The organism is Bacillus sp. NP157, from assembly GCA_018889975.1.
GTDB lineage: Bacteria > Pseudomonadota > Gammaproteobacteria > Xanthomonadales > Rhodanobacteraceae > Luteibacter.
Window position 1 is genome coordinate 1,281,588 of sequence record CP076546.1, and the last position, 22,188, is coordinate 1,303,775.

Here is a 22,188-nt window from a genome sequence, read left to right on the forward strand (position 1 = left end):
CGCTTAGCGGCGTCGGCGTCGGCGGCGGAGCAGGGCGAGCACCAGCCAGAACAGCAGCACGACCACCACCACGCCGCCGACCATCAGGTACGGGGTGAGGCGTAGCAACAGCGGCTTCGGTCCGCCGGAACGGATCGATGCGACGTCGGCGGCGCTGACCGTCACGCCCGGGTTGCCGAAGTGTTGTTCGACATAGGTCGCGACGGCGGCCACCTGGGCATCGTCCATGTCGCGCGCGAACGCCGGCATCGACACATGCGCATCCGCACCCCGGCGATCGACGCCATGCAGGATCGCCATCACGAGGTTGTCGGCGTGCGACAGGCCGACGGCGCGGTTGTGGCTGAGCGACGGGAAGTACTGATCCTGCGTACCACGGCCGTCGGGCTGGTGGCAGCTGGCGCAGGCACCGGCATACAGCGTCGCGCCGTCGGTATCGTTGGCGAGGCGCAGGGCCGACGGATCCGCGTTGCCATCCACGCGCTGCGGTTCACGCATGCCCAGCGCGGGTAGCGGCGCACCGCCCTGGTAGTCGTACGCCGGATGCGTATCATCGGCGTCCCGGATCGGCGCCACCGTCTTCAGGTAGCTCGCCATCGCGAACAGGTCGTCGTCGGACAGGTGGCTGAGGCTTTGCTCGACCGCTTCGGCCATGCCACCCGCGGCCTGGCCCTTGCCCTTCACGTGGCCGTTCTTCAGGTAGCCGGCGAGTTCTTCCGTGGTCCAGCCGCCGATGCCGCTGACCGGGTCGGAGGTGATGTTCGGTGCGATCCAGCCGTCGATCTTCGCGCCGCCCAGGTAGGCAGCCTGGTCTTCGGCCATCAGGAAGGTGCGCGGGGAATGGCACGAACTGCAGTGGCCCAGCACGTCGACGAGGTACTGCCCGCGCTTGACCTCGCCCGGCTGCGCTTCGTGCAGGCCGTTGCCGAGGTAAAGCAGGTTCCACCCGGCCATGGTCCAGCGCATGCCGTAGGGGAAGGGCAGCTTCGTCTCGGGCACGGCGTTGTCGTCGGCCGGCACGCCGTGCATCACATAGGCGTAGAGCGCGTGGATGTCGTCGTCGGTCATGCCCGCGTAGGCGGTATACGGCATCGCCGGGTACAGGTGGCTGCCCTTTGCGTTGACGCCCTTGCGCACGGCGTCGGCGAACTGCGCTTCGCTGTACCCGCCGATCCCGTGGCCGGTCGATGGGGTGATGTTGGACGCGTAGATATTGCCCATCGGCGAGCCGATCGCCCGGCCGCCCGCCAGCGGATGCGCCGGGCTGGAGGTGTGGCAGGCGGCGCAGTCGGCGGCGGTGGCGACCGCCTTGCCGCGTGCGATCAGCGCGGCGTCCTGGGCGTGCCCGGGCGTCGCGCAAAGCGTGGCCAGTGCGAGGGCGGCGCCGGGAAACCATCGAAGCATGCGTTGGATTCGCATCAGATTTCCTTGTGGATGGTGTCGGCGATGCGGATCGCCAGCGCAACGCCGGTCAGCGTCGGATTGATCACGCCGGAGGCGGGGATGACGCCGGTGGTCGCGAGGAACAGGTTGTCGTGGTCGTGCGTGCGGCATTCGCCGTTCACCACCGAGTCCTTCGGGTCGCTACCCATGATCACCGTGCCCATGATGTGGTCGCGGTTCTGCCAGCCCGATTCGTCTTCCACCACTTCGGCGTTGAAGATCTTCGCGAAGCGCGCATAGTCGGCCTTCGCGACGGCCTTGCCGGCCTTCACGTAATCGTCCACGTCGTAATGGACGGTCAGCATCGGGATGCCGAGCGCGTCTTTCTTCGCGCTGGGCGTCACCCGGTTGCTGGCCCGGGGCAGCATCTCGAACACGGTGCCGACGTCGATCCAGCGGGCGGCATCGTGGCGGATGCGCTCGTCCAGCTCGGGACCGACGATGCCTTGCTTGAGCAGGCGCTCGGCCACCGTGCGATTGGGCACGGCGTTCGACATCGAGTGCTTCACCGCCGAATGCTGCTTGCGGAAATCGCCATCGCGCCAGTTGAAGATGCCACCCTGCTGGACGGCCCCGCGACCCGGCCACAGCGGTTCGTCGCCGATCATCAGCAAGCCGATGCCGGTGTGGTCCATGAGGTTGCGGCCGACCTGGTCGGAAGAGTTGGCGACCTCGGAGATCAGCAGCAGCTTGGGCGTTTCCAGGCCATGTGCCGCGACGATGAAGTAACGGGCGGTGATCCGCGTATCCGTGCCGTCCGGCTTGCGGTAGTGCACGGCGACGATCTTGCCGCCCGCGCCCTTTTCCAGCTTGTAGGCGGTGGATTCGGTGAGCAGCTTCACCCCCGCGTTCTCAGCGTGGGTGGCGTGCATGTCGCCGCTGTACATCGCCCCGATCGGGCAGACCGGCATGCAGTTGTTGTTGCCGCAGCAGGCCGGGCGGCCATCGTAGGGCCGGGTGACGCGACCGTTCGGCTCGTGGATGTAGTGGTAGCCCTCGGGGGCGAGGCGCTTGTCCAGCTGCTGGTTCATGTACGTGGTGGCATCGGGCGGCAGCGGATACGGCTGCGAGCGCGGCGGCCATGCCTTGCCACCCTGGCCGCTCTGGTCTTCCTCGCCGTTGCCGGCGACGCCCAGCGCGTACTCGGCGCGCACGTAGTACGGCTCCAGCGTGTCGTAGTCGATCGGCCAGTCACGGCCGACGCCGTACAGGGTGTTCAGCCGCATGTCGTTGGGCAGGTAGCGCCAGCAGGCCGCGGCCCAGTGCCAGGTGGTGCCGCCGACCAGCTTGAGCATGCCGGGGCGGAAATTGAACGAACCGGTGTTCTCGAGGTAATCCGGGTCGTAGGACGTGTGCGCCCACGGCTCGTTCGGATACGGATCGTTGAAGTTGGCCTTGCGCGACGACGTGCGGAAGTTCTCGACGATCTTCCAGCGCGGGATGCGCGAGCCGGCTTCGAGCATGATGACCGAATGGCCCTGCTTCGCGAGTTCGAACGCGGCATTGCTGCCAAGCGCGCCCGAGCCGATGACGATGACGTCGGCGTCGTAAGTGATAGTCATGGGGATGTCCTGCGCCGGGTCAGTCGCTGGCGATGGTGGTGGGCGCGGCGGCCCAGTAGTCCGTGCCGGCACGGGCGTAGGTCGGGATCACGGTGACGTCGTGCGTGGGCTCAAACATCAGCGCGCCGGTGTAGGTGATGAAGGCGGTGTCGTCCTTCGCCACCAGCGACTTCGGCTCGCCGGTGTAGCCGAGGTACCAGCCGCTGACGATGCTGACCACCAGGGCTTTCATGTCCGGGTCGCGATCGACCGGCGAGTCCTTGAACCTGCGCATGTCGTCGATCCCGGCGGCGTCGAGCGCACGCGCGAGTGCGGCGATGCGCGCGGGAAAACCGCGGTCGCCCCCGGCGAGGGCGACGAACAGGCGTGCGGAGATGTCCGCAGGGAGGCCGTCGCGACCGGTGAGGCGGCGACCGAGCGTGAGGAAGGCGTCGAGTTCGGCCGCGCTGGCCTGGGCGGGCGTGGCCGCGTAGGCCATGCGGGACCAGGGGAGCAGGGCGCCTGCGGCGGCGACCAGGCCGGCGGAAACGAGGATACGACGGCGCGCCGGGTTTTCAGGCATGTCGCCGCCAGGCCCCGTTGTCGCATGGGGAGCATGCATGGTGGCTTCCTTGGAGGGTGGCTGTGGATGCAAAGCCGCCGAAGTATAGGAAGCGGTTTTGAGGTAAACCCCTCAAAAAGCCATCTTGATGGTTTTACCTCAACCGACTTCCGGCAGGTTCTCGCGCATGACGATGCTGCTCGGCTGCAGGTGCGGCGCCGGCGTGGCTGAGCGCCCGAAGCGCGCGAGTACATGCTGCAGTGCGCGCGCGACCTGTGCGGCGAGGTTCTGGTCGAGCACCGCGTCCATCCGCCCCAACTCGAGCAGGCGCCGGTTACTGTCGGTGAGGTCGTGGCCGATGAAGACGACGTCGCGCGGGCGGGTCTGTTCGACGAGGACCTGGGCCACGCCTTCGTCGCCCACCGAGGTGTTGTAGATCCCGCGCAGCCCAGGCACGGCGCGCAACACGTCACGGGTGATTTCGGCGGTGCTGAGCGGATCCTCGCGGCTGTCGCCGCGGGCGATGATGTGCGCACCGGGAAAGTTTTCGCGCAAGGCGTCGGCAAAGCCGCGCTCGCGCTGTTCGTGGCTGCGGAAGTGGTGGTAACCCTTGATGACGAGCACCGGACCGCCCTGCGGGCCGAGGAAACGTCCCATCAGCTCGCCGGCGAGGCGTCCGGCCGCATGGGTGTCCGTGCCGACGTAGGCGATCCGGCCGCTGGAGGGGATGTCCGATGCGAGGGTGACCACGGGGCAGTGGCTGGCGACGCGGCGCACCGCCTCGCGAACCACGGGATGGTCGTGGGTGGTGAGCACGAGCGCATCGGCGTGGCGGGCCTGGGCTTCGATCTGTTCGGCGATTTCCCCGGGCACGATCGATGCGAACGGATGCACCTGGCAGCGCACGCGCAGCTGGTGCATGGCGACCTGGTGGCCCTCGAAGCGGCGCGACAGCTCGTCGTAGAAATGGATGGTGGGCGACTGCATCAGGATCGGCACGTTGAGCCAGCGCGCCGGCGGCGTGTCGATCACCCGGTTGAGCTTCAGTCGCTTCGCGGCTTCGAGTACCCGGGACTGCACCCGTTCACTGACTCCGCCACGTCCATTGATCACCCGATCGACCGTGGCCGGGCTGACCCGCGCGGCGGCAGCCAGGTCGACGATCCGGGTTTTTTGCTTGGGCATGGTCGCTAAAGTTTGATGCAGTGCACAAATCCTACCACCCATCCCCTGTATGGGCGGCCCCCGGTCGCGACATTTCCTCGCGAAAACCCTCCGATTCGCCGTTGCATTATTCGTTACCGTAACGAATAATAGCCCCATGAAAAAGAACATCAACGCCACCCGCGATCCGAACACGGCCGACATGTTTCCCATGGCGAAGCGCAGCCGCGGCCGTCCGCGCAAGCCGGATGCTCTGACCAATGCGCAGCGACAGGCGCGCTACCGCGCGCGACGCAAGGCGATGGGCTTCGATAGCCGCGGGATCAACACCGCGGCCGTGCAGCTATTGGCCAGCACGTTCCGTGACCTGATCGAGGCCGACGCGCGGGCAGGGCAGTTGCTGGATGTGGTGCAGGACGTCGGCCACGCCGATGCCGCCAGCATGGCCCGGCACCTGCGTCAGCTGGTCGAGAAGGCGACGCGTCGTTTTGCGTGACGCGTAACGGAAATTCGAATCAGTCGAAGCGCGCCTCGAGCACGCGGAACGGATGGTCCACGCGAACGCCGTCCGCGTCCCACGTGGTGGCTGGCTTCCCGTCGACGACGACGCTGGCTGGTCGCATGCGTCCCGGCCAGAACACCCGCACAGGCGTACCGGCACGAATGCCCTTGTCGAGCGTCACCCGCAGCACGTCGCCTTCCCGGCGTGCCGTCATCGTCAGCACGCCGTAGGCGACCGGCAGCTTCGCCACCGCCAGCCCCTTTCCGGCGACCCATGCCGGCGGCGTGCCAGGCAGCAGGTACAGGCCATCATCCGCCTCGCGCATCAGCATCCCGAACAGGGTGCGGGCATACTCCGCGCCGATCCACGTATGCGGCATGTCACCCAGGTAGCCCGGGTGACGCAGGCGCGAGTGCACCACCTCGGCCCACATGTTCCATTCCGGCGGCCGGCGATCGCGCACGATGGTGCCGAGCAGTTCCGCCGCATCCGCAGGACGGTCGAGGTAGACGTAGGTCAGGACGTTTCGCAGCTCGTAAGGCGTGTACGCGAACAGCTCGCCAGGCGCCTCGCGCTTGCGCACGTCGGCAAGGTAGCGATCGAAGGTGCGCACCAGTGCATCGCGTGGCAGCACGTCCATCTGCCCGGCCGGGTCGAGCGCGATCGACACGCTGGTCGGGTCGCCGTCGCCAAGATCGGCCGCGGCGGGCAGGGTGTCCACGCCCTTCCAGGCCATGGTCGCGCGGATCGATGCGCCGACCGACTCACGCAACGCGGCGTATTGGGCGTGCGCGTAGGCGGCCAGCTCCCTGTCGCCCCACTGCCCGGCCAGCCACGCGCCGTCATGCCAGCCCTTCAGTGCCCACCAGTCGTCCCAGTAACTATGGGTCGGGCTGGAATAGCCTTCATGGCTGATCGAGGGCGCGATGATGCCGTGGAAGCGCTGCGCGGCGGGCAGGTCGGCGAGATAGCCCGGGACCATGGTCCGTTCGCGCAGTTCCTGCATGAAATGCATCGCGGCGCGGACCCTGGGCAGGTAACTGCGGACCGACTCCGGGCCACCGCCGAACCGCGCCACGTCGGCGACGAGGTTGATGAATTCGCCCTGGCTGTCGTACTCGATATCCGAGCCGAATCCACGGTTGACGCTGCCGTCGGCATTGAGGATTGGCGAGACCAGGCCATTCTCGTGTACCGCATGGCTGGCGTACCAGTCGAGGTAGTCGCGCGCGGTCTTGACCTCGCCCATGCGCAGCAGGATCGACGCCGTGGCCGCGCCGTCGCGGATGAAGGAACGGTTGTAGTTGCGTGGGCCGGCCTGCATGGCATGGCCGGTCTGGTTGACCAGCATGTAGGCCGCCTGCGAGCGCAGGATGTCTACCAGTGATTCGTCGGGCAGGGAGAGGCCGACGCTGCCGAGTCGCTTCTGCCAGGCGTCGGAAACCTTGTCGGCCAGTGCGTCGAAGCGGTCCGCGCGAATGCGGCTGCGATCCAGCGGCGGCGGCTCGGCCAGCGTGCCATCGGCGTTGGCCGGTGTCGTGCCGAGCGGGAAGGCGAGCACGATGTCCTGGCTTGCGCCCGCCGCGAGGTGTACGTCGTAGGCCAGTGCCCCGGCCGCGAGGCCCTGGGCATCCTCCGCCTGGCTGGCCGCGGGCAGCCGGCCGGTCGCGATGGCCTGGGTGATCTCCGTCGCGCCGTGGTCGCCGAACGGCGCGCTGCCCGTGGCATCGGGCTTCGTCAGTGGCACGAACAGCGTACGACCATTCACGGCCACCTTATCGGCGTCGACCGCGATCGCGTGGATCGGCGACGGGCCACCGTTCTGCCACGGCGGATTGACCTGCATTGGGCGCACGACGAGGAACAGCTTGCCCATCACCGGGGCATCGCCGTGGTTGGTCAATCGATGCCGGAGCAGGACGACGGGCTGCCCTTGGTCGTCGATCGCGAAGCTCTCACTGCGCACGTCGAGCCCGGACTGTGCCGTCCAGCCCACCGAGGGCATCGGCTTCCAGCGGTCACGCAGCGCGTGGCTGCGCTCGCTGGCGTCAGCGATGCTGGCCTTGCCGTCGTCGCTGCGCCAGATCGCCTGGACCAGCGGGCCGCCCTTGAACGGTTCGATGTCGCCGTATTCGTCGAAGATCGCCTTCTGCAAGCCGGCCGGCACGCCGACGTCGGTCCAGTACACCTGCTGCATGTGCAGCGACGACGGGAACAGCGACGCATTCGCCCGCGAAGCGGCGACCTGGTAGCGCTTCATCGGAGTCATCACCCGCGGCGCGGCCAGGAAGCGCAGTCGCGCGATCCGTGGCGTCCCGCTGCCGGCGCGGATGGCCAGGCGCAGGTCGCTTGCACTGAAGGTCTGCGCGGCGGCGAGGAATGACGTGGCGCCAAGTGAGCCGGGGTCGCTGTCGACGACGGACCAGTGGCCTTGCGCATCCTTCGACTGCAGTTCGACACCCTCGCGCGGGCCGGCCCAGGTGACTTCGATGCCGGCGATGTCGATGGGGTGCGCCATATGGATGTCGACGTTGCGCACGTCGCCCCCGCCCCCGACATCGCGTGGGCCGCCGTCGGCCCACAGCGAGGCGCCGTCGTCCTTGCCGGCCAAGCCGCGGATGCGTGCGACGTCGGTCGCCGCCATGGGTTCGAACTCGAATACCGAGACGCCCCAGTCGGCGGTGCGCGCCGGTGCGGCCAGGCGAACATAGCGTGCGTCGGTCGCGGGGAAGACGAGGTATTCCGTGCCGCCCGGCGAGTCGGTCACCGTGTAGACCGGGTGGAACGACGTGCCGTCCGTCGATACCTGGATCGAATAGGACGCGGCGAAACCGCTGTCCCAGTGGATCCGCACGCCGCCCACGCGCGAGACCTTGCCCAGGTCGACCTGGAACCACTGGCCCGGGCTGAACGAGCCACCCCAGCGGGTTGTTTCGTCGCCGTCGATCGCGTGCTTCGGCGCGAGGGCCGGCACCTGTTGCGACGAGCTGGTGGCCTGCCAGCCGCTGCGCGGAGGCAGGGCGTCGGCAAATGCGGTGGTGGCGAGCAGCGACGTGACGCAAAGGGCGAGGAGCGTGCGCATGGATGCCTCCGGGTTATCGGCGATTCGCGAACACGCCGTCGAGCATGGGCCGGGCCTGGAAGCCCGCTTTCTCCAGCCGGATCGTGACTTCCGCGGGCACGTCGCGCCCCGAGGTCAGCCTGTTCGGGCTGCCGGTGTAATGGAACAGCCGGCCGCCACGACGGATCACCCGCGCCAGTTCGTTGTAGAACGCCTGCGAGTACAACTCGCCGGCGATGCCGAAGCGCGGCGGATCGTGCAGGACCGCATCGAACGAGCCGTCGCCAAGTGCCTTGATCGCTTCCGACACGTCGCCGTGGTTGAGTCGCAGCCGACCCGCCGATGCAAGGGCGTCGGGATCGGGCGACCACGGGTTGATGGTGCGCAGCCAGAGCACGTCCGGGTTCTTTTCGAAGGACACCACCTGGCCCACGTCGGCATCGAGGCAGCAGGCGGCGAAATAGCCGAGGCCGCCGCAGGTATCCAGCACGACCTTGCCACGCGGTTCGACCAGGGCCACCTTCCGGCGCGCGTCATCCAGCGGCGATTCCTTCGACGTGGGCAGCATCTTGATGCCGTCGATCTCGAAGGTGGGCACGCCCCATTCGGTCGGCACCAGCTTGATCAGCGAGCCGGCGAAGCGGGACACCGCTTCGAAATCGCCGTCGATCCATGCGTAGGCCGTGCGCGGGCGCACCTTTCCCGGATAGGGGTAGTCATGGCCAAGCCAGCGCCAGCTTTCCTGGCCCAGGGTCGCCGCGTGTTCGCTACGGCCGAGGTCGAGCGAGCCGACCCATTCGGTCGCGCCGGCCTTTCGCGCCGCGGCCAGCGACTGGGCGGTCTCTTCGGTAAGCAGCGGGCCGGTGTAGTGCGCCAAGGGAATGCCATCGTGCGGAACGGGGCAGTCATCATACGCGCCCCGGCCGCGCGGGTGGCCAGGGCGGTTCAGCCGCCGAGGCGGGCCTGGCCGTGGAACACGGCCTCGATGTTGTGGCCGTCGGGGTCGAGGATGAAGCCGCCGTAATAGCCTTCGTGGTAGTGCGAGCGCGGGCCCGGCGGGCCGTTGTCGCGGCCGCCGGCGGCCAGCGCGGCCTCATGGAACGCATGCACCTGTTGGCGCGTGGTTACGCGGAAGGCAACGTGCACCGGCGGCCGGTTCGGTTCGCCCTTATAGATCCAGAAGTCGGCCTTGCCACCTTCGCCATAGCCGGCGACGTCGGTACGGCCCGTCACCGAGGCGGGGAAGATCGCGAGCAGCTCGTAGCCGATGCTCGCCAGCACCGTTTCGTAGAAGGCCTTGCTACGTTCGAAGTCGCTTACCGTGACGCCAGTGTGGTCGATCATCGGGGTCTCCCGCGCGAAGTGGACATGCCGCGGACTGTAGCGCAAAAGTCAGGGCGTACAGGTGTCCGTCGCAGAGAGCTTCGTGCCGGCCACGCCACCGTAGGTGCTGATGCCGATCCGCGAGCCCGGTACGCGGGTGGTGTTCTGCCCTGGCATCGCGCTGCCCGAGGTCACGGCACACAGCACGAAGGCCATGGGTTGCGTCGCATTCGTTCGTGACGCGACGGCCTCCAGCTGGCCTTGCTGGCCGAACGTCACGACATTGCCATCGGTACCGCGCGCGGAGACCAGGTTAAGCGCCTGGCCGACGCGGAGCAGGAGCATGCCGTTGGTACCGGCGGTGTACGTGGCGCTGGCGGTCGTGGTGGCTACCGGGTGTGCATACACCAGCCAGCCGGTTTCGTACGTGGCGGCTGCGGAGCACGTGCTGCCGTCGGCGCTGGCACAGACCGAGACGTAGGTTGCGCGCAGCATGGCTTCGGCGCGCGCGTATTCCACGGCGGACTGCAGGTTGTCCGTAGACGTACGCAAGCGGTGTTTCTGGATCGTGCCGCGCAGCGACGGCAGCGCCATGGCGAGAAGGATCGCCATGATGCTGACGGTGACCAGCATCTCGAGCAGCGTGAAGCCGCGCGCTTTCACCAGCAGGTCCCGTTGGTCGTCGTTGCCGTCGAGCTCTTCAGGCCCGTGTCGGTGATGCTGAGCGAGCCGCACGTATCCTTCGCCTGGGGGCCCGTCGGCACGGCCGTGGCGACGTAGGACTGCGCCGCGAAGCTGTTGACCGCGCCCACGGTGATGGTGGCCGTGTAATAACCGCTATCGGAGGTCGCCGTTGTCGTGGCGGCGTAGCCGATGGTCTTCACGTCGGCGTATTTGTTCTGCTGCGCGAAGTAGCGTTCTTCGGCATTGGCCAATGCCATCAACAGCTTTTGGCCATCGCCGCGCCGCGCGCGGTAGGTGTAACGGCTGTACTGCGTCACGGCGAGCGCGGCGAGGATGGCGACGATCGCCACGGCGATCATCAGTTCGATCAGGGTGAAGCCGCGTTTGCGCGTGCGTAGGCTGGCCATTTCAGTTCTCGCTGTTCAGGACGCGCCACGAGCGGCGGCGGGCCGTGGGGATGCTGGAGCCAAAGGTGGTACCGGCGGCGGTGATCTGCCCGGCGGAATAGGACATGCCACCACTGAGGCTGGCCGCCGTGTACAACGCGCCGGACGTGGCCGCGCCGGTCACGCGCGCGCCCGCCAGGGTGAAGCCCGTGCCGAAGCTGGCCGCACTGCCGATCGAGACGCCATACGCCGCCGTGCCGGTGGTGCCGTCCAGCGCGAGGATGGAGCCCGATGTCGCCGTGGTGCAGGGATCGTTCGCCGTGGGAATCAGGGTGCTGAAGGTCACCGTGTTCGAACTGGCATCGAGCGCAGGCGTGACCACGACGCGCTCGCCCTTCGGGCTTTCCAGCTGCAGGTACCAGCCCGATTTGGTCGCCGGCACCGCGTTGTTGGAGACGCCTATGCCGCCGCTGTTCGCGTCGACCGTCATCGTCTGTTGCGCGAGCGACGCGATGCCCACCGGGGTCGTCACCGTGGTGCCCGGCTCGCGCACGCCATACAACGACTGCGTGGTGGTGTCGGAGGTATCCGACGTGCTGAGGAAACGGCCCGTGCCGAAGACCACGATGAAATACGCCGAGTTGGGATCGGCGATGAGGCGTGGCGCGGTGGTGATCGATTGCGCGTTCACCGTGGCGGGCTTGAACAGCAGGCTGACGCCAGCCGTTTGCGTCGTCGAATTCAGCGACGCGCTGGTCAGGTCGATTCGCCACATGTTGCCGTCGAGGTCGCCGGCGAAGGCGACATCGGCGACCTGGTCACCGTCGTAGTCGCCCAGCGAGGGCGTGGTCAGGCCGTGGCTCGCCGTGGCTCCGCTGCCGGAAGGCGTGCGGATCTCCTTCAACAGGGTGCCGGTCTGCGCGTCGAGGACGAACAGCGAGCTGTAGGTGTTGTTCGCCGCGGCCGCCGTGCTGCCGTCGGGGAAGTAACCGCCGGGCACCAGCACCACCCAGCGACCGACGGTCTTGTCGGTATTGGTCCAGGCGACGCGTGCGATCACCGGCGTGCCGAAGGTGTAGCCAAGGTTCGCCGGCGTGCCTGCCGTGGAAATGCTGTCGCTGTTGAACTCCCACAGGATCTTCGAAGCGACCGCCGTGCTCGTGCCCAGCGTGCCGAGCGATGGGTCCGTGATATCCACGCCAAACACGCCGCGGCCACCGTAGCGGAGCGAGCCGACGAGCAGGGTGTGCCAGCCCTTGGTGGTCTTGTTGACCGTGTTGGCCTGGTTGAAGAACACGTCGCCGGTGACCGGGCTGCCATCGACGGTCGGGGTAAACGAGAAGTTGTTGAGCTTGCTCTGCGCGGGCAGGTTGGCGTAGACGCTGGCCGGCACGTAAGCCCACAGCTCACGTCCGGGCGTCGCGCCGGATACCGAAGCAAGCCGCGCGTCGAAGGCGTGGAACATGCCGTCGTTCGCGCCGACGTACACCGTGGCGGGTCGGTTCGCCCAGGTGTTCAGGAAGGCGGCATAGGTCATGGTCGGATCGCTCGTGGCTGCGGCCTCGGGCGACCCGGTGGGGAAGCTGTCGCTGTAGTTGCCCGAAGGCGCGCCGACGTAAGTGGGCTGCGAGCCGAAGATCGCACCGAGCAGGGAAGAGCGCGTGCGCAGGGTCGCGCCTTCGAGCGTGCGGTTGCCACTGAGCCAGGCCACGCGCTGGCGGCCCAGGTTGTCGATGCTGGAAAGCAGCCCCGTCCCGTCCGAAGAGTTGATCGCCGCCTGTTCGGCCAGGCTGAGGTTGTCGTAGGCGAACGTGGTCGAGGTACCCGTGCCCGGCGCCGTGCTGGTGGCGATCAGGCGCGGATCGCTGTCCGGGCTGCGCGGTTTGAGCTTGTCTTCCGCAGCCCACAGCACGCCGCCGACATCGCCGGTCGAGGTCAGCGACTTCGCGCTCAGCGTCCCGCCCCAGCTGGTCGTGTCGTAGCCCGCGTAGTAGGCCACGGCATTCGTCGTCAGCACGTTGGTGCTGAGGCTCAGCGTCAGTGCGGTGGAGCTGCTGGCGATCACGGACGACAGGATGCTGCTCAGGCTGTTGACCAGCGAGGTCGGGTCGGCCGCGCTGAAGTAGCCGCCGCGGCTGTTGATCGCGGCATGCCAGGTGTCGTCGATATTGGTCGCGCCGCCGCTGGTATCCGGGCTGGGCCAGCTCTTCGTACCCAGGCGCAGCGCGTTGTAATCGTCGTCGTAGGCCAGGGTGCCGGAGATGCCCATGGTCACCATGTATTGCGACATGTGCTGCCACGTGGCCGGGTCGTTCGCCGGGTTGAAGTAGACCTCGGCATTACTCCCCGGCGATCCGGCGCTGACGGTGGAAGCGGCGGCGGTGACGCCGGTGGTCAGGTCCGGCCAGTACGCCGGCACGTTATTGTTGAGCGTGGGCCGCAGGTCGGTGGCCCAGTAGGCAAACGCGATATCGGAAAGGCTCGGGTTGACCGAGGAGCTGGCCTGGTTCCAGAAGATCTTCGAGCGTGCGTCCGATACCGAGAACGAGACACCGTCGGGCAGCGTCGTGGAGGCGGAATCGGTCGGCGAGACCTTGCTTGGGGAGTCGCCATTCCAGTAGCCGTCGGTCACCAGCATGTGGAAGTTCTTGCGGCACGAAAGCTCGCCCGGCGTGCTGGTGCTACCGTTCCAGTACGGATCCTGTGCTGGTGTCGTACCCAGCGTGCGCTTGAAGAACTCGCCCGCGTTGATCGTCGCCACGCGTGTCGGGGTGCCGCCGCTGGCGGGCACGCCGTAGATCCAGTTCATGAACTGGCTACGCCAGCAGCTGTCGGACACGCTCGTCGCCGAACAGCCCGTCGTGGCGTTGGCAAGCTCCAGCACCTTGGTCGAGCTGACGATCGGGCCGTACGCCGGGCCGCTATAGAAAGAAGCGCCCGTGTAATAGCTGGAACTCGCCGACTGGCTCTGCAGCGTCTGCCAGGCCACGCGTACCGCGTTGTCGCCGATGGCGCTGAAAACGCGGCCGATCGCGGCACGCGCGTTGAGGTTGCGCGTGCGGTAGTAGCTGTACCAGATGGCGAAGTTCTGTTGGACATCGGCCGATTCGCTCGACACCAGGTGATAGGTGCAAGTGCTTTCGACGGTGGGCGAGGTGCAGACGTAGTAGAACGCACCGGTATCGTAGGTCGTGACCTTGTTGTTGCCGGTTCCTGTCGTCTTCGAGCCGCGCACCGCGGTCGGGATCTCGAGCACGTTGCAGTTCGCGCGGTTGCCGCTGGTGCCGTACCAGCCCGCTTCGTTGGCATCGCGCGGGCAGGGCGAGTTGCCGGCCAGCACGTTGGTCAGGAAATTGGTCGAGTAGGTCGTGCCGAGGTTGACCGTCTTCGGCGCGAGGTAGATGCCATTGCCGGGCGACCAGCACAGCTTGGTCAGCGTATTGGCGCAATACCCGTCACGCCATGCCGCGGCGAAGGTGGGCGTGCCGATCGGTTGCCCATAGGCATCCGGCGGGACGACGTAAGTCACCGTGGGATCGAAGTAAATCGGGTTTCCCGCCGCCGAGTAGTAGTACTTCTTGTCGTAGTTGTCGTCCATCGAATCGGGGATGGACGTGGAGTTCATGGAGCCGGAATCGTCGAAGGTCACGACGATGTTCGGCGCGACCTTGGAGGTGACGCCTGGCGGAGTCTTGGTCAGCGTGACGGTGGTCGCCGAGGCGGCCGAGCCGACCAGTAGCGTGGCGACAAAGGCCAGCAGCATGCACCAGGTGGCAGTGGGGGACGACATGGCGACAGCCTTCAGCTCAGCGTACAGGTAAGGAGATTGGGCGTAACGAAGGTGGACTCCACCACCCGGATCGTGTTCGGGCTTCCGCCGGTGGCGCGCGCGGTTATCCGATAGAGATAGAACCGCGCCGTGGCGCTGCCGCTCGCACCGACTTCCCTCGCATTGCTGTTGCCATTGCTCGGCGAGCGGTCCTGGCCGATCAGCTCCACCGTGTACCAGGGGTTGGCGGCGAGCACGGCCGTGCTCATCACCGGATCGGTCGTGGCGGCCTTGTAATTCGTGCTCACCGCCGCGCCCTGGTATTCCGTCGCACCCGCCGTGACCCAGGTCGAGGACTGCCGGAACGCGGTGACCTTCGCGCTCACCGTGGCCGGGTTGCTGGAGTTGTAGCAGCCCAGGCTGGCATCGCCGGAAAACAGCCGCCACTCCACGCCGCGCAAGGCATTTTCGGCCGACCAGTCCGCCTGCTGCGCGTTGCGCAAGGCACCGGCGAGGCGTTCCTGGATCAACGACCGGCTGGAGCTGCTTATAGCCACCATGGTCAGCAGCAACAGGAAGATGAGTGCGAGGACCAGCACGGCACCGCGTTCGCGTTTCATGGGTTGTAGTTCCTCACCGATACGAGCGTGGAGAACTCCCGGCGCAGCATGTGGTTATCGAAACCTTGCTGGCTGGGTTTCACGGTGCGACTGGCATCGTCGGGCGACGACAACCCACTGACGCCGGCGTCGCCGAAATACTGGTATTGCATGTCGGTGTCGGTGAGGCTGAATAGCGGTTTCTGCCCATCCATCAGCAGATGGACCTCGATGCTTTGTACCGACCGCCACAGGCACCCAGGGTCGCCGCCCAGCGTCGCCACGGCGGACGATGCGCAGCCAGTGGCATTGTCGATATCCGACGCGGTGCGGAAGCTGGTGTTCCCATTGGCGTCCATCACCCCGTAAAGGAAGTCCAGGCGTTCCACGCCGCGAACCACTTCGGCGCTCACGCCATTGAGGCGGCGCATCAGGGCGCCGGTTTTGGCGCCATTGTTGTCGTCGACCACCTGCAGGTAATACGTCACCGTCTGGTAATCGCGGTTGAAGTCGAACAGGCGTGGCGAGACGCCCGATGGCTGGGCAAGGGGTGTGTAATTGGAATCGGCCGTGACCACGGCGCCGGCGACCTTGGCGCTGAACACCTGGGCACCGTTGCAGTCGGCCAGCATCATCAGGTCGCCGCCCTTGATATCGGTCAATGGCGGCTCACCCGTGGCCGGCGAAACGGTCACGCTGGTCACGGCCTGGCCGGTCAGCGTCATGCGGCTGTTTACGCCGTCGAGCGTCCAGCCGCGCGCGCCATCGACATAGCGGACCGTGATGATGTCGCTGCCGATCACGCGCGAGCCGGTGGCGGTGCCCTGTGCGGGAATCGCGCCACTGGTGTTGGCCGGGCGGGCGGGATCGACCGGCGCACAGGCCGTCACCGTGCAGTCATACCCGCGCATGCCGAACCACGAGGGCAGTGAGAACGGTGCCGTCGGCGACGCGGGGTAGGTATTCGAACCGCTCTTCGTCGCCCATGTCGTGGTGTTGTCGCTAAGCGCGGCCTGCAATGCCGCGCCCGATACGATCACCTGGGGCGTCCGCAGGTAGCGGTCCAGGGTCACCGCGCCGTTGGCCAGCGGAGCGGACTGCCCACCCATGTTCGAGCAGTACTGGCCGTTGGCCATGCGCAGGTCGTTGGCGAGCGAGGTGACCGCGAAGCGACCGCTTTCCTGCAAGCGGGCCAGCTGGGTCTGCGACTGGCTGCTGCCGGTGGTCGTGGTGAAGATGTTGACGATACCCAGCGCGACGAGCAGGCCAAGCGCCATCGCCACCATCAGCTCGATGAGGGACACGCCGCGCACGCGACGCCCGGCGAAGGCAAGGCGGTCGTTCATGGCTGGAAGTTCCATGCATAGGAGCGCTTGACCACGCTCGCCGTGTTCGCGTCGCCCGCGGTGCGTTCGCTCCAGTTGATCTGCATCACGCAATTGCCCGCATACGGCGGGCGCATCTGCAGTTGCGTGGGATCGGCGGTGGCACCTTTGGTGCAGGCGATCGATGCCGTCGCGTTGGGCAGGAACGTCGTCAGCTGGTTGCTGAACTGATACTGGTCGCGTTTCGCCAGCTGTGCCGGCGTGCAGGCGCTCGTGGTCGTGCAATCCTGCGTCGCGGTGACCGGATACGACGTGGAATCGTAGCCACCCGACCAGACGCCAAGCGGGTTGGCGCGCATGCGGTCAGCCATGCCCGATGCGATGAATTCGGCCTGCGTACGCAGGTAGCCGACTTGGTTGGATCGAAAGGAGACGATGAGCAAACCGGCAAGGCCGATGATGCCGACCCCGAACACCAGGACTGCGATCAGGACCTCGATCAGGGAAACGCCCCTGACTCGCGCTGGTGAAGCCATACCACCCCTAAAACTGCAAGACACATAACGTCGCACGCAACGAGCGCGCACATGCAAAGGATAATTGCTAAACCGTTCCACGTGCCGCATGGGAGCACACTGTGAACATTTCTTCACGTATCGCACGGCGCCTCCATGAACGTCGAGGCGGCGCTGCATGGTATCGATGCGCCACCGCCATCATGCTGCAAGTGCTTGGTGCGAACACTGCAATTACGGCATTTACTGCCTTGTGGGGCCGCGGCAGTGCGCGAGCCGTTATCGACGCGTGACGCGTGTGCCGCACTTTCGTCAGTGGACGATAACGCGTGAGATTTTTCGTAGCACACGCACCGATTTGCGGTGCGGCGCATGTATCAACGACGTTACAGCCGGCCATTGCCGCGATTACCTACGTCTTACGGCGTATTGAGTGCGGGCCTCGCGCGGGCGTCGAATAGCGTTTTGCCGCCATCGCGGTGGCTCGCAGGGGAGCAGGCATGGCTATCGATGCGCGGTATCCGATCATCTACGTGCGCGGCTACGCGATGACCGGCGGGGAAAAAGACGAAACCGCCGCGGATCCGTTCTGCGGCTTCAACGTCGGCTCGACGGTCTATCGCGCGGTGTCGCAGCGTGACAAACCCGCCCAGCGCTTCGTCTTCGAATCGCCGGTAATCCGGCTGGCGAAGGATTTCGGTTACACCAACGTCTACCAGGATGGTCTCGATATCCTCGATCCTGGCTACGCTGGCAAGCTGTCGCCGCAGTCGATCATCATATACCGTTACTACGACGACACCGCGCCGCTGCTCGGCGGCACGGTCAAGCCATCGATCGAGGGCTTCGCGCAGGGGCTATCGACGCTGATCCTGAAGATCCGCGACATGGTTTGCCGCGGCGAGCCCGGTTGTCCGAGTCCGGAAGCCTTTCGTTGCTACCTCGTCGCGCACTCGATGGGTGGGCTGATCTGCCGTGCGTTCCTGCAGAACGCGGCGAACGATCCCGGCAACGCGCGCGCCCTGGTCGACAAGTTCTTCACCTACGCGACGCCGCACAACGGCATCGACGTCGCGGGTCTGAATGTTCCCCGCTGGCTGGGCCTGTTCGACATCAACACGTTCAACCGGCAGAACCTCGCCGCGGATTTCGGCTACGACGCGGCACTCACCGCGAAGGGCCGTTCGGATTACCTGCGCGACCCGGGCGACATCCCGATCAGTCGCTGCTTCTGCATGGTCGGCACCAATCGCAGCGACTACGAGGTGGCGCAGGGGCTTTCGCGGACGTTTGCCGGCCACGGCAGCGACGGCCTGGTCCGGATCGAGAACGCGACGCTGTGTGGCGTCGATGCCAGGGGTGTCGAGACCGTCGTCGCCACGGCCTACGCCTACCGCTCGCATTCGGGCTACTTCGGCATCGTCAACAGCGAAGAGGCCTACCAGAACCTCACGCGTTTCCTGTTCGGCGACGTCCGCGTGGACGTCTCGGTCGACGTCGCCAGCGTCAGCCTGCCGCCGAAGGTGGAGCAGGCACGCCAGGCCGGCAAGGCGATCGATGCGATGTACCAGTTCGAGCTCCTCGCATCGCCGCGAGGGAAGCCATGGTTCCTTAGCAGGCGCACGGCCGAAGAAGACTCGGTCGCCTGCCGCAGCCAGGCCGAGCTCACCGCCACCGACGCCACCGCACGAAAGAACGTGTACCTGTCGACGATCTTCCTGGCCAACATCGCCCGGGTCGACCCGACCCGCACGTCGCTGTCGTACAGCGTCACGCTGGGCGTCCGCGTGCCGGATTACACCGTCGACCACGCCCTGTGGTTCGACGAGCACTACGAAGGGGCCTACCTGTTCCGCGACACGCTGATCGTCGAGATCGAGCCGCCCGCGGCCGGTAGCACGACGTGGCAGCAGCGGACACGCTGGCAGAGCGAAGCGGCGGCACCGACCGACGCACCGTATGCGCCGGTCGCGCTGGTCGACGGCAAGGCGATGCTTCGCGTCGCCTTCGCCAGCGGCAGCACGCCAGGCATCACCGGATCGATCGCCTTCGCTATTTCGGCATGGAACGTGGGCTAGGGGCGGTGCGCGATGCCGTGACCCGGCTGGCGAGCAGCGGCATGGCCAGTCCCCAGCCCACGGCGAGCCAGCCGACGAACAGCAGCGTGGACGGCGGCAGGTGGACGGCCTGCCACCCGCGCGCCGCGCCCAGGTAAGCCAGCGGCCCACCGATCGCGCCGAGGGCCGCGGCGAGCCACAGGCGACCCTGCAGGAACGATAGCGAGCGGTCGATGGTGGTGGCGAAGCACGCCCACAGGGCGAGGATCCACAACGGCGCGCCGTGCGGCGGCAGCGCGGGTGCCGGGCTGGCGTAGCTCCACCAGTCGAGCAGGGCAGGGACGCCGTCGACCACCAGTCCCGCGAGCACCGCCAGGGCTACCCGGCGCAGGTCCTGCCGGGGGTCGTTCGCGGTGGCGGCCTGCCAGACGACGAAGGCGGCCGCAGGGACCAGCGCGAGGCCAGTCGAGCCGTGCGCGGCACCGATGACCAGCGCGAACCAGAGCGCCTGGTAGAGGATGAAGTTGATCCAGCGCATCGGCATCGCGTCCGTGAGGCCGGTTGGCCCGTAACCGTTTTACGGTCGCGGAAGATGGACGGATGCACCGCCGCGTATGGAAACGGGAGGGGCGTCGGGCGGAATCAGCTCGCCCCTTCCTTGGCCCGGGCCCCTTCCTTCGCCAGCGCCACGATTGCGGGGTCCCGCCGGGTCGGCTCGGCCGGCCGTGCGCGCGGCAACCCAGGCACCGACGGGGCGGTACGACCGAGGGTGATGTTCTTCGAGGCGCGGACCTCGCGGTTGGCGAAAGTCCAGATCTCACCGGTCTCCGTGATGAACACGGTCCAGTAGAGATCCGACTCCGGGCCGTAGTCGATCAGGAAGTGGGCAAAGCCCTCGCCCTTGGGCGTGTTGAGGGGCAGGGGTGGATTCAGTTGCAGCATGCGGTACCTCCGTTTTACCGATTAGCGCGCCGCCCATGTCCTCGGTCGGTGAATGGCGCCCGCGTGTTCATTCACGCGGGTCGAGCCGGTTGGCGAAGCGCCGGCAGTGCTCCAGGTAACCGCCCTCGTGGGCCTGGACGAGCTCAACGACGCTGCGCCACAACCAGGATGGCGCATCGATGCTCTTGGGCCGGTTGCGCGACAGCTCGCCCAGCCAGGCCTTGCGCCGCTTCCACGGCAACTGGCTGGCGTGGGCCCGGCCGACCACGTTGCCGAGGTAGTGGGCCACGCGCATCGCCTCGGCCTCGTCGAGGTCTTCCAGGTCGATCTTGAGATCCTGTGGGCGCAGCTCGCGGACGAACACCGAGCGTCCGGCGACGCGGCCGGTGATCATCCGCTCGCCAAGGTTCGGTGCAAGGTGCAGTGCCGCCTCCTTCACCCGCTGGGCGTGGTCGGCCGGCATGTCCACGCCAGGCTCGCTCGGTGCGGCCGCCGTGATCGCCTCCTTGATGTCGACCAGGCACAGTTCGTCGCGCTGGCCATCGTTGACCACGCGCAGCAGCAGCGCGTAGCGCAGGCGGCCGAGTGAGCTGCATCCCTTCACCCAGTACTTCGCATCGAGCAGCTCGATGCGTGCGTCGTCGTCGCGATGGACCAGCTGGGTGACGAGCACCCGCATGCCTTCGCTGTCGACGAGGGCTTCGATGTCCTTCAATTCCTCGTCGGTGACCGGCCAGAAGTGACGGCCTTCGGGGATGTCGGGACGCTGGCCATCGATGCGTTCCTGGGCCAGGTGCTTCCAGCGACGCTTCAGCGCGGCCTTCATCACCAGCGTGATCGACGCGGGTCGCGGCACGCTGCGGAGCTCCTTGCGGCCGCCACCCATCGCGCGTTCGTACCCGTCGATCAGCTGCTCGACCATGCGCGTGGTGACGACGCCGGGCAGGTCCGAGCCGCGTGCGGCCGTCGCCAGCGACACGGCGAGCCGGACAATGTCGTGCGACGGATTGCCGAGCACGGCCTGGTCGAGGTCGCGGACCTGGATGTCGATACCGCCTTCGCTGTCCGCGACCGGACCGATGTTGCTGACGTGGCAGTCGCCGCAGATCCAGATCGCAGGACCTTGCGGTAGCGTGCGGTCGGCCTCTTGCAGCCACTCGTAGAACTGCTCGGTGTTACCGCGCACGAAGGCATGCGCCGAGCGCGCCATCTTCAACTGGCGCAGCGCGGTGAGGCGCGGCTTGCGATCGGCAGGGGCGACGGGCTGGTGCTTCGGTTTACGTGGCATGGGCGAGCGGCAACGACGGTTGGAAGGGATCGCATTCTGTTGCCGCCCAAATGAATTCCACGCGATGCCGCTCAGTCGTCCACCGCGTAGGCGTAGCGATGGCGAAGCGACGGGCAGGCCGGCTTGTGTCCACCCGGGCCACCGCAGGCGACCAACGCGGACGATGCGACCCATGCCGCCGTGTCGAAGCTGATGTGCGCACCGGGCGACGGCGCACTGAAGCCCATCCGGCGCAGCGTGTCGCGCAGGACATGGATCTTGCCCAGCCGACGCGTCGCCGCGGTGTTGTAGGTGAAGCTGATCGTGGTCGAGGCTTCGTCGCTGGTCTCGACCATGTGCGGGCTGGTCAGCGGCATGTATACGCCCGTGCCCGGCGTCAGCCGGAACACGTGGGCGCGTTCGCGGAAGGTTTCCTGCCAGCGCGTGCGGCTGAGGTCATGGCGCGCGTGGAAGATATCGCGGGCCTGGTCGTCGACGGCCACGCGGTCATCCGGGTCCCACACGTACACGGTCTTGGTGCCCGCCACCTGCAAGAGCAGCACGTGGCTGCGATCGATGTGGAAGGGCGTCACGGTGTTCGGCGATGCGGAGAAGATCCATCCCGCACGGTAATACACGCCCGGATCGCTACGCTCGATGTCGTCGATGATGGGAGCGAACGCCTGGTCGACCAGGGTGCGGTAGGTAGGATCGATCTGGATGTGCCTGAGCAGCACCCAGGCCTTTGCGTCCTCGATCGCGTTCAGCGAGGCCACCGCGGATTGCGCGCTGGGGTATAGCGACGCGGCCGCATCGAAGTCGGTGTCGGCCTTCACGCCGTTGGCAAAGCTATACCAGCGGCTGGTGCCGCGGCAGCGCTTGCCCAGTTCAACCAGCGCCTCACGCTGCAGCAGGGGGTGATCGGTGAAGGTGTGGGTCAGCGGCGTGACGCGCCACGGATCGAAAGCGTTCCAGTCGGTGCTGATCAGGGGAGCGGTCGCGGAAGTCATGAGCGGTCACCGTTTGTACGCACGCCGACGCGGCGTGG

At 67.0% G+C, this 22,188-nt stretch carries 19 protein-coding genes; 2 read left to right on the forward strand and 17 right to left on the reverse strand.

All coding sequences use genetic code 11. The annotated features are described in order from the left end of the window. Positions 1–3 precede the first annotated feature (3 nt). From KPL74_05820 to KPL74_05835, 4 genes are all read right to left on the reverse strand, one after another. Positions 4–1,419 carry a cytochrome c gene (locus KPL74_05820; GenBank protein QWT21520.1) on the reverse strand — a complete coding sequence of 472 codons (1,416 nt, stop codon included), beginning with the start codon at positions 1,417–1,419 and terminating at the stop codon, positions 4–6. Continuing rightward, a complete protein-coding gene (locus KPL74_05825; protein QWT21521.1) occupies positions 1,419–3,005 on the reverse strand; it encodes a GMC family oxidoreductase in 1,587 nt (528 codons plus the stop codon). The genes KPL74_05820 and KPL74_05825 overlap by 1 nt, the downstream gene beginning before the upstream one ends. Positions 3,006–3,024: 19 nt before the next feature. Then, positions 3,025–3,606: a sorbitol dehydrogenase family protein gene (locus tag KPL74_05830; protein QWT21522.1), complete on the reverse strand. Its 582-nt coding sequence runs from the start codon at positions 3,604–3,606 to the stop codon at positions 3,025–3,027. Positions 3,607–3,705: 99 nt separating this feature from the next. Further along, positions 3,706–4,731: a LacI family DNA-binding transcriptional regulator gene (locus tag KPL74_05835; GenBank protein QWT21523.1), complete on the reverse strand. Its 1,026-nt coding sequence runs from the start codon at positions 4,729–4,731 to the stop codon at positions 3,706–3,708. A gap of 136 nt (positions 4,732–4,867) precedes the next feature. Between KPL74_05835 and KPL74_05840 the strand changes: the two genes are divergently transcribed. Further along, positions 4,868–5,206, forward strand: coding sequence for a hypothetical protein (locus tag KPL74_05840; GenBank protein ID QWT22653.1), 339 nt, complete (start codon positions 4,868–4,870; stop codon positions 5,204–5,206). 19 nt (positions 5,207–5,225) lie between these two features. On the opposite strand, the gene KPL74_05845 is transcribed toward KPL74_05840, so the two are convergent. From KPL74_05845 to pilV, 9 genes are all read right to left on the reverse strand, one after another. Further along, a complete protein-coding gene (locus KPL74_05845) occupies positions 5,226–8,294 on the reverse strand; it encodes a discoidin domain-containing protein (GenBank protein ID QWT21524.1) in 3,069 nt (1,022 codons plus the stop codon). 13 nt (positions 8,295–8,307) lie between these two features. Further along, complete coding sequence (locus tag KPL74_05850) at positions 8,308–9,150, reverse strand: hypothetical protein (protein ID QWT21525.1); 843 nt, start codon at positions 9,148–9,150, stop codon at positions 8,308–8,310. Positions 9,151–9,218: 68 nt separating this feature from the next. Then, positions 9,219–9,617 carry a VOC family protein gene (locus tag KPL74_05855; GenBank protein QWT21526.1) on the reverse strand — a complete coding sequence of 133 codons (399 nt, stop codon included), beginning with the start codon at positions 9,615–9,617 and terminating at the stop codon, positions 9,219–9,221. Positions 9,618–9,665: 48 nt separating this feature from the next. After that, positions 9,666–10,259 (reverse strand): GspH/FimT family pseudopilin, encoded by a 594-nt coding sequence (locus KPL74_05860; protein ID QWT21527.1) that lies wholly within the window; start codon positions 10,257–10,259, stop codon positions 9,666–9,668. Next, entirely contained in the window at positions 10,256–10,687 is a 432-nt protein-coding gene (locus KPL74_05865; protein ID QWT21528.1) for a prepilin-type N-terminal cleavage/methylation domain-containing protein, read from the reverse strand. Before KPL74_05865 ends, KPL74_05860 begins: the two co-directional genes overlap by 4 nt. A 1-nt stretch (position 10,688) precedes the next feature. Further along, positions 10,689–14,456 carry a hypothetical protein gene (locus KPL74_05870; GenBank protein QWT21529.1) on the reverse strand — a complete coding sequence of 1,256 codons (3,768 nt, stop codon included), beginning with the start codon at positions 14,454–14,456 and terminating at the stop codon, positions 10,689–10,691. Positions 14,457–14,467: 11 nt separating this feature from the next. Beyond that, complete coding sequence (locus KPL74_05875) at positions 14,468–15,055, reverse strand: pilus assembly protein (protein ID QWT21530.1); 588 nt, start codon at positions 15,053–15,055, stop codon at positions 14,468–14,470. After that, positions 15,052–16,380, reverse strand: a complete 1,329-nt coding sequence (locus KPL74_05880) for a PilW family protein (protein ID QWT21531.1) — start codon at positions 16,378–16,380, stop codon at positions 15,052–15,054. The genes KPL74_05875 and KPL74_05880 overlap by 4 nt, the downstream gene beginning before the upstream one ends. Then, on the reverse strand, positions 16,377–16,895 hold the full coding sequence (gene pilV, locus KPL74_05885; protein ID QWT21532.1) for a type IV pilus modification protein PilV: 519 nt from the start codon (positions 16,893–16,895) through the stop codon (positions 16,377–16,379). Before pilV ends, KPL74_05880 begins: the two co-directional genes overlap by 4 nt. Positions 16,896–17,374: 479 nt before the next feature. Between pilV and KPL74_05890 the strand changes: the two genes are divergently transcribed. Continuing rightward, entirely contained in the window at positions 17,375–18,952 is a 1,578-nt protein-coding gene (locus KPL74_05890) for a hypothetical protein (protein QWT21533.1), read from the forward strand. Here KPL74_05890 and KPL74_05895 read toward each other — a convergent pair. The 4 genes from KPL74_05895 to KPL74_05910 form a co-directional block, all read right to left on the reverse strand. Continuing rightward, on the reverse strand, positions 18,927–19,469 hold the full coding sequence (locus tag KPL74_05895) for a DUF2878 domain-containing protein (protein QWT21534.1): 543 nt from the start codon (positions 19,467–19,469) through the stop codon (positions 18,927–18,929). The genes KPL74_05890 and KPL74_05895 overlap by 26 nt on opposite strands. A 104-nt stretch (positions 19,470–19,573) precedes the next feature. Next, positions 19,574–19,873 carry a hypothetical protein gene (locus KPL74_05900; protein QWT21535.1) on the reverse strand — a complete coding sequence of 100 codons (300 nt, stop codon included), beginning with the start codon at positions 19,871–19,873 and terminating at the stop codon, positions 19,574–19,576. A gap of 67 nt (positions 19,874–19,940) precedes the next feature. Beyond that, positions 19,941–21,161: a DUF2252 domain-containing protein gene (locus tag KPL74_05905; GenBank protein ID QWT21536.1), complete on the reverse strand. Its 1,221-nt coding sequence runs from the start codon at positions 21,159–21,161 to the stop codon at positions 19,941–19,943. Positions 21,162–21,232: 71 nt separating this feature from the next. Further along, a complete protein-coding gene (locus KPL74_05910; protein QWT21537.1) occupies positions 21,233–22,150 on the reverse strand; it encodes a cupin-like domain-containing protein in 918 nt (305 codons plus the stop codon). Between the last annotated feature and the right edge of the window lie 38 nt (positions 22,151–22,188).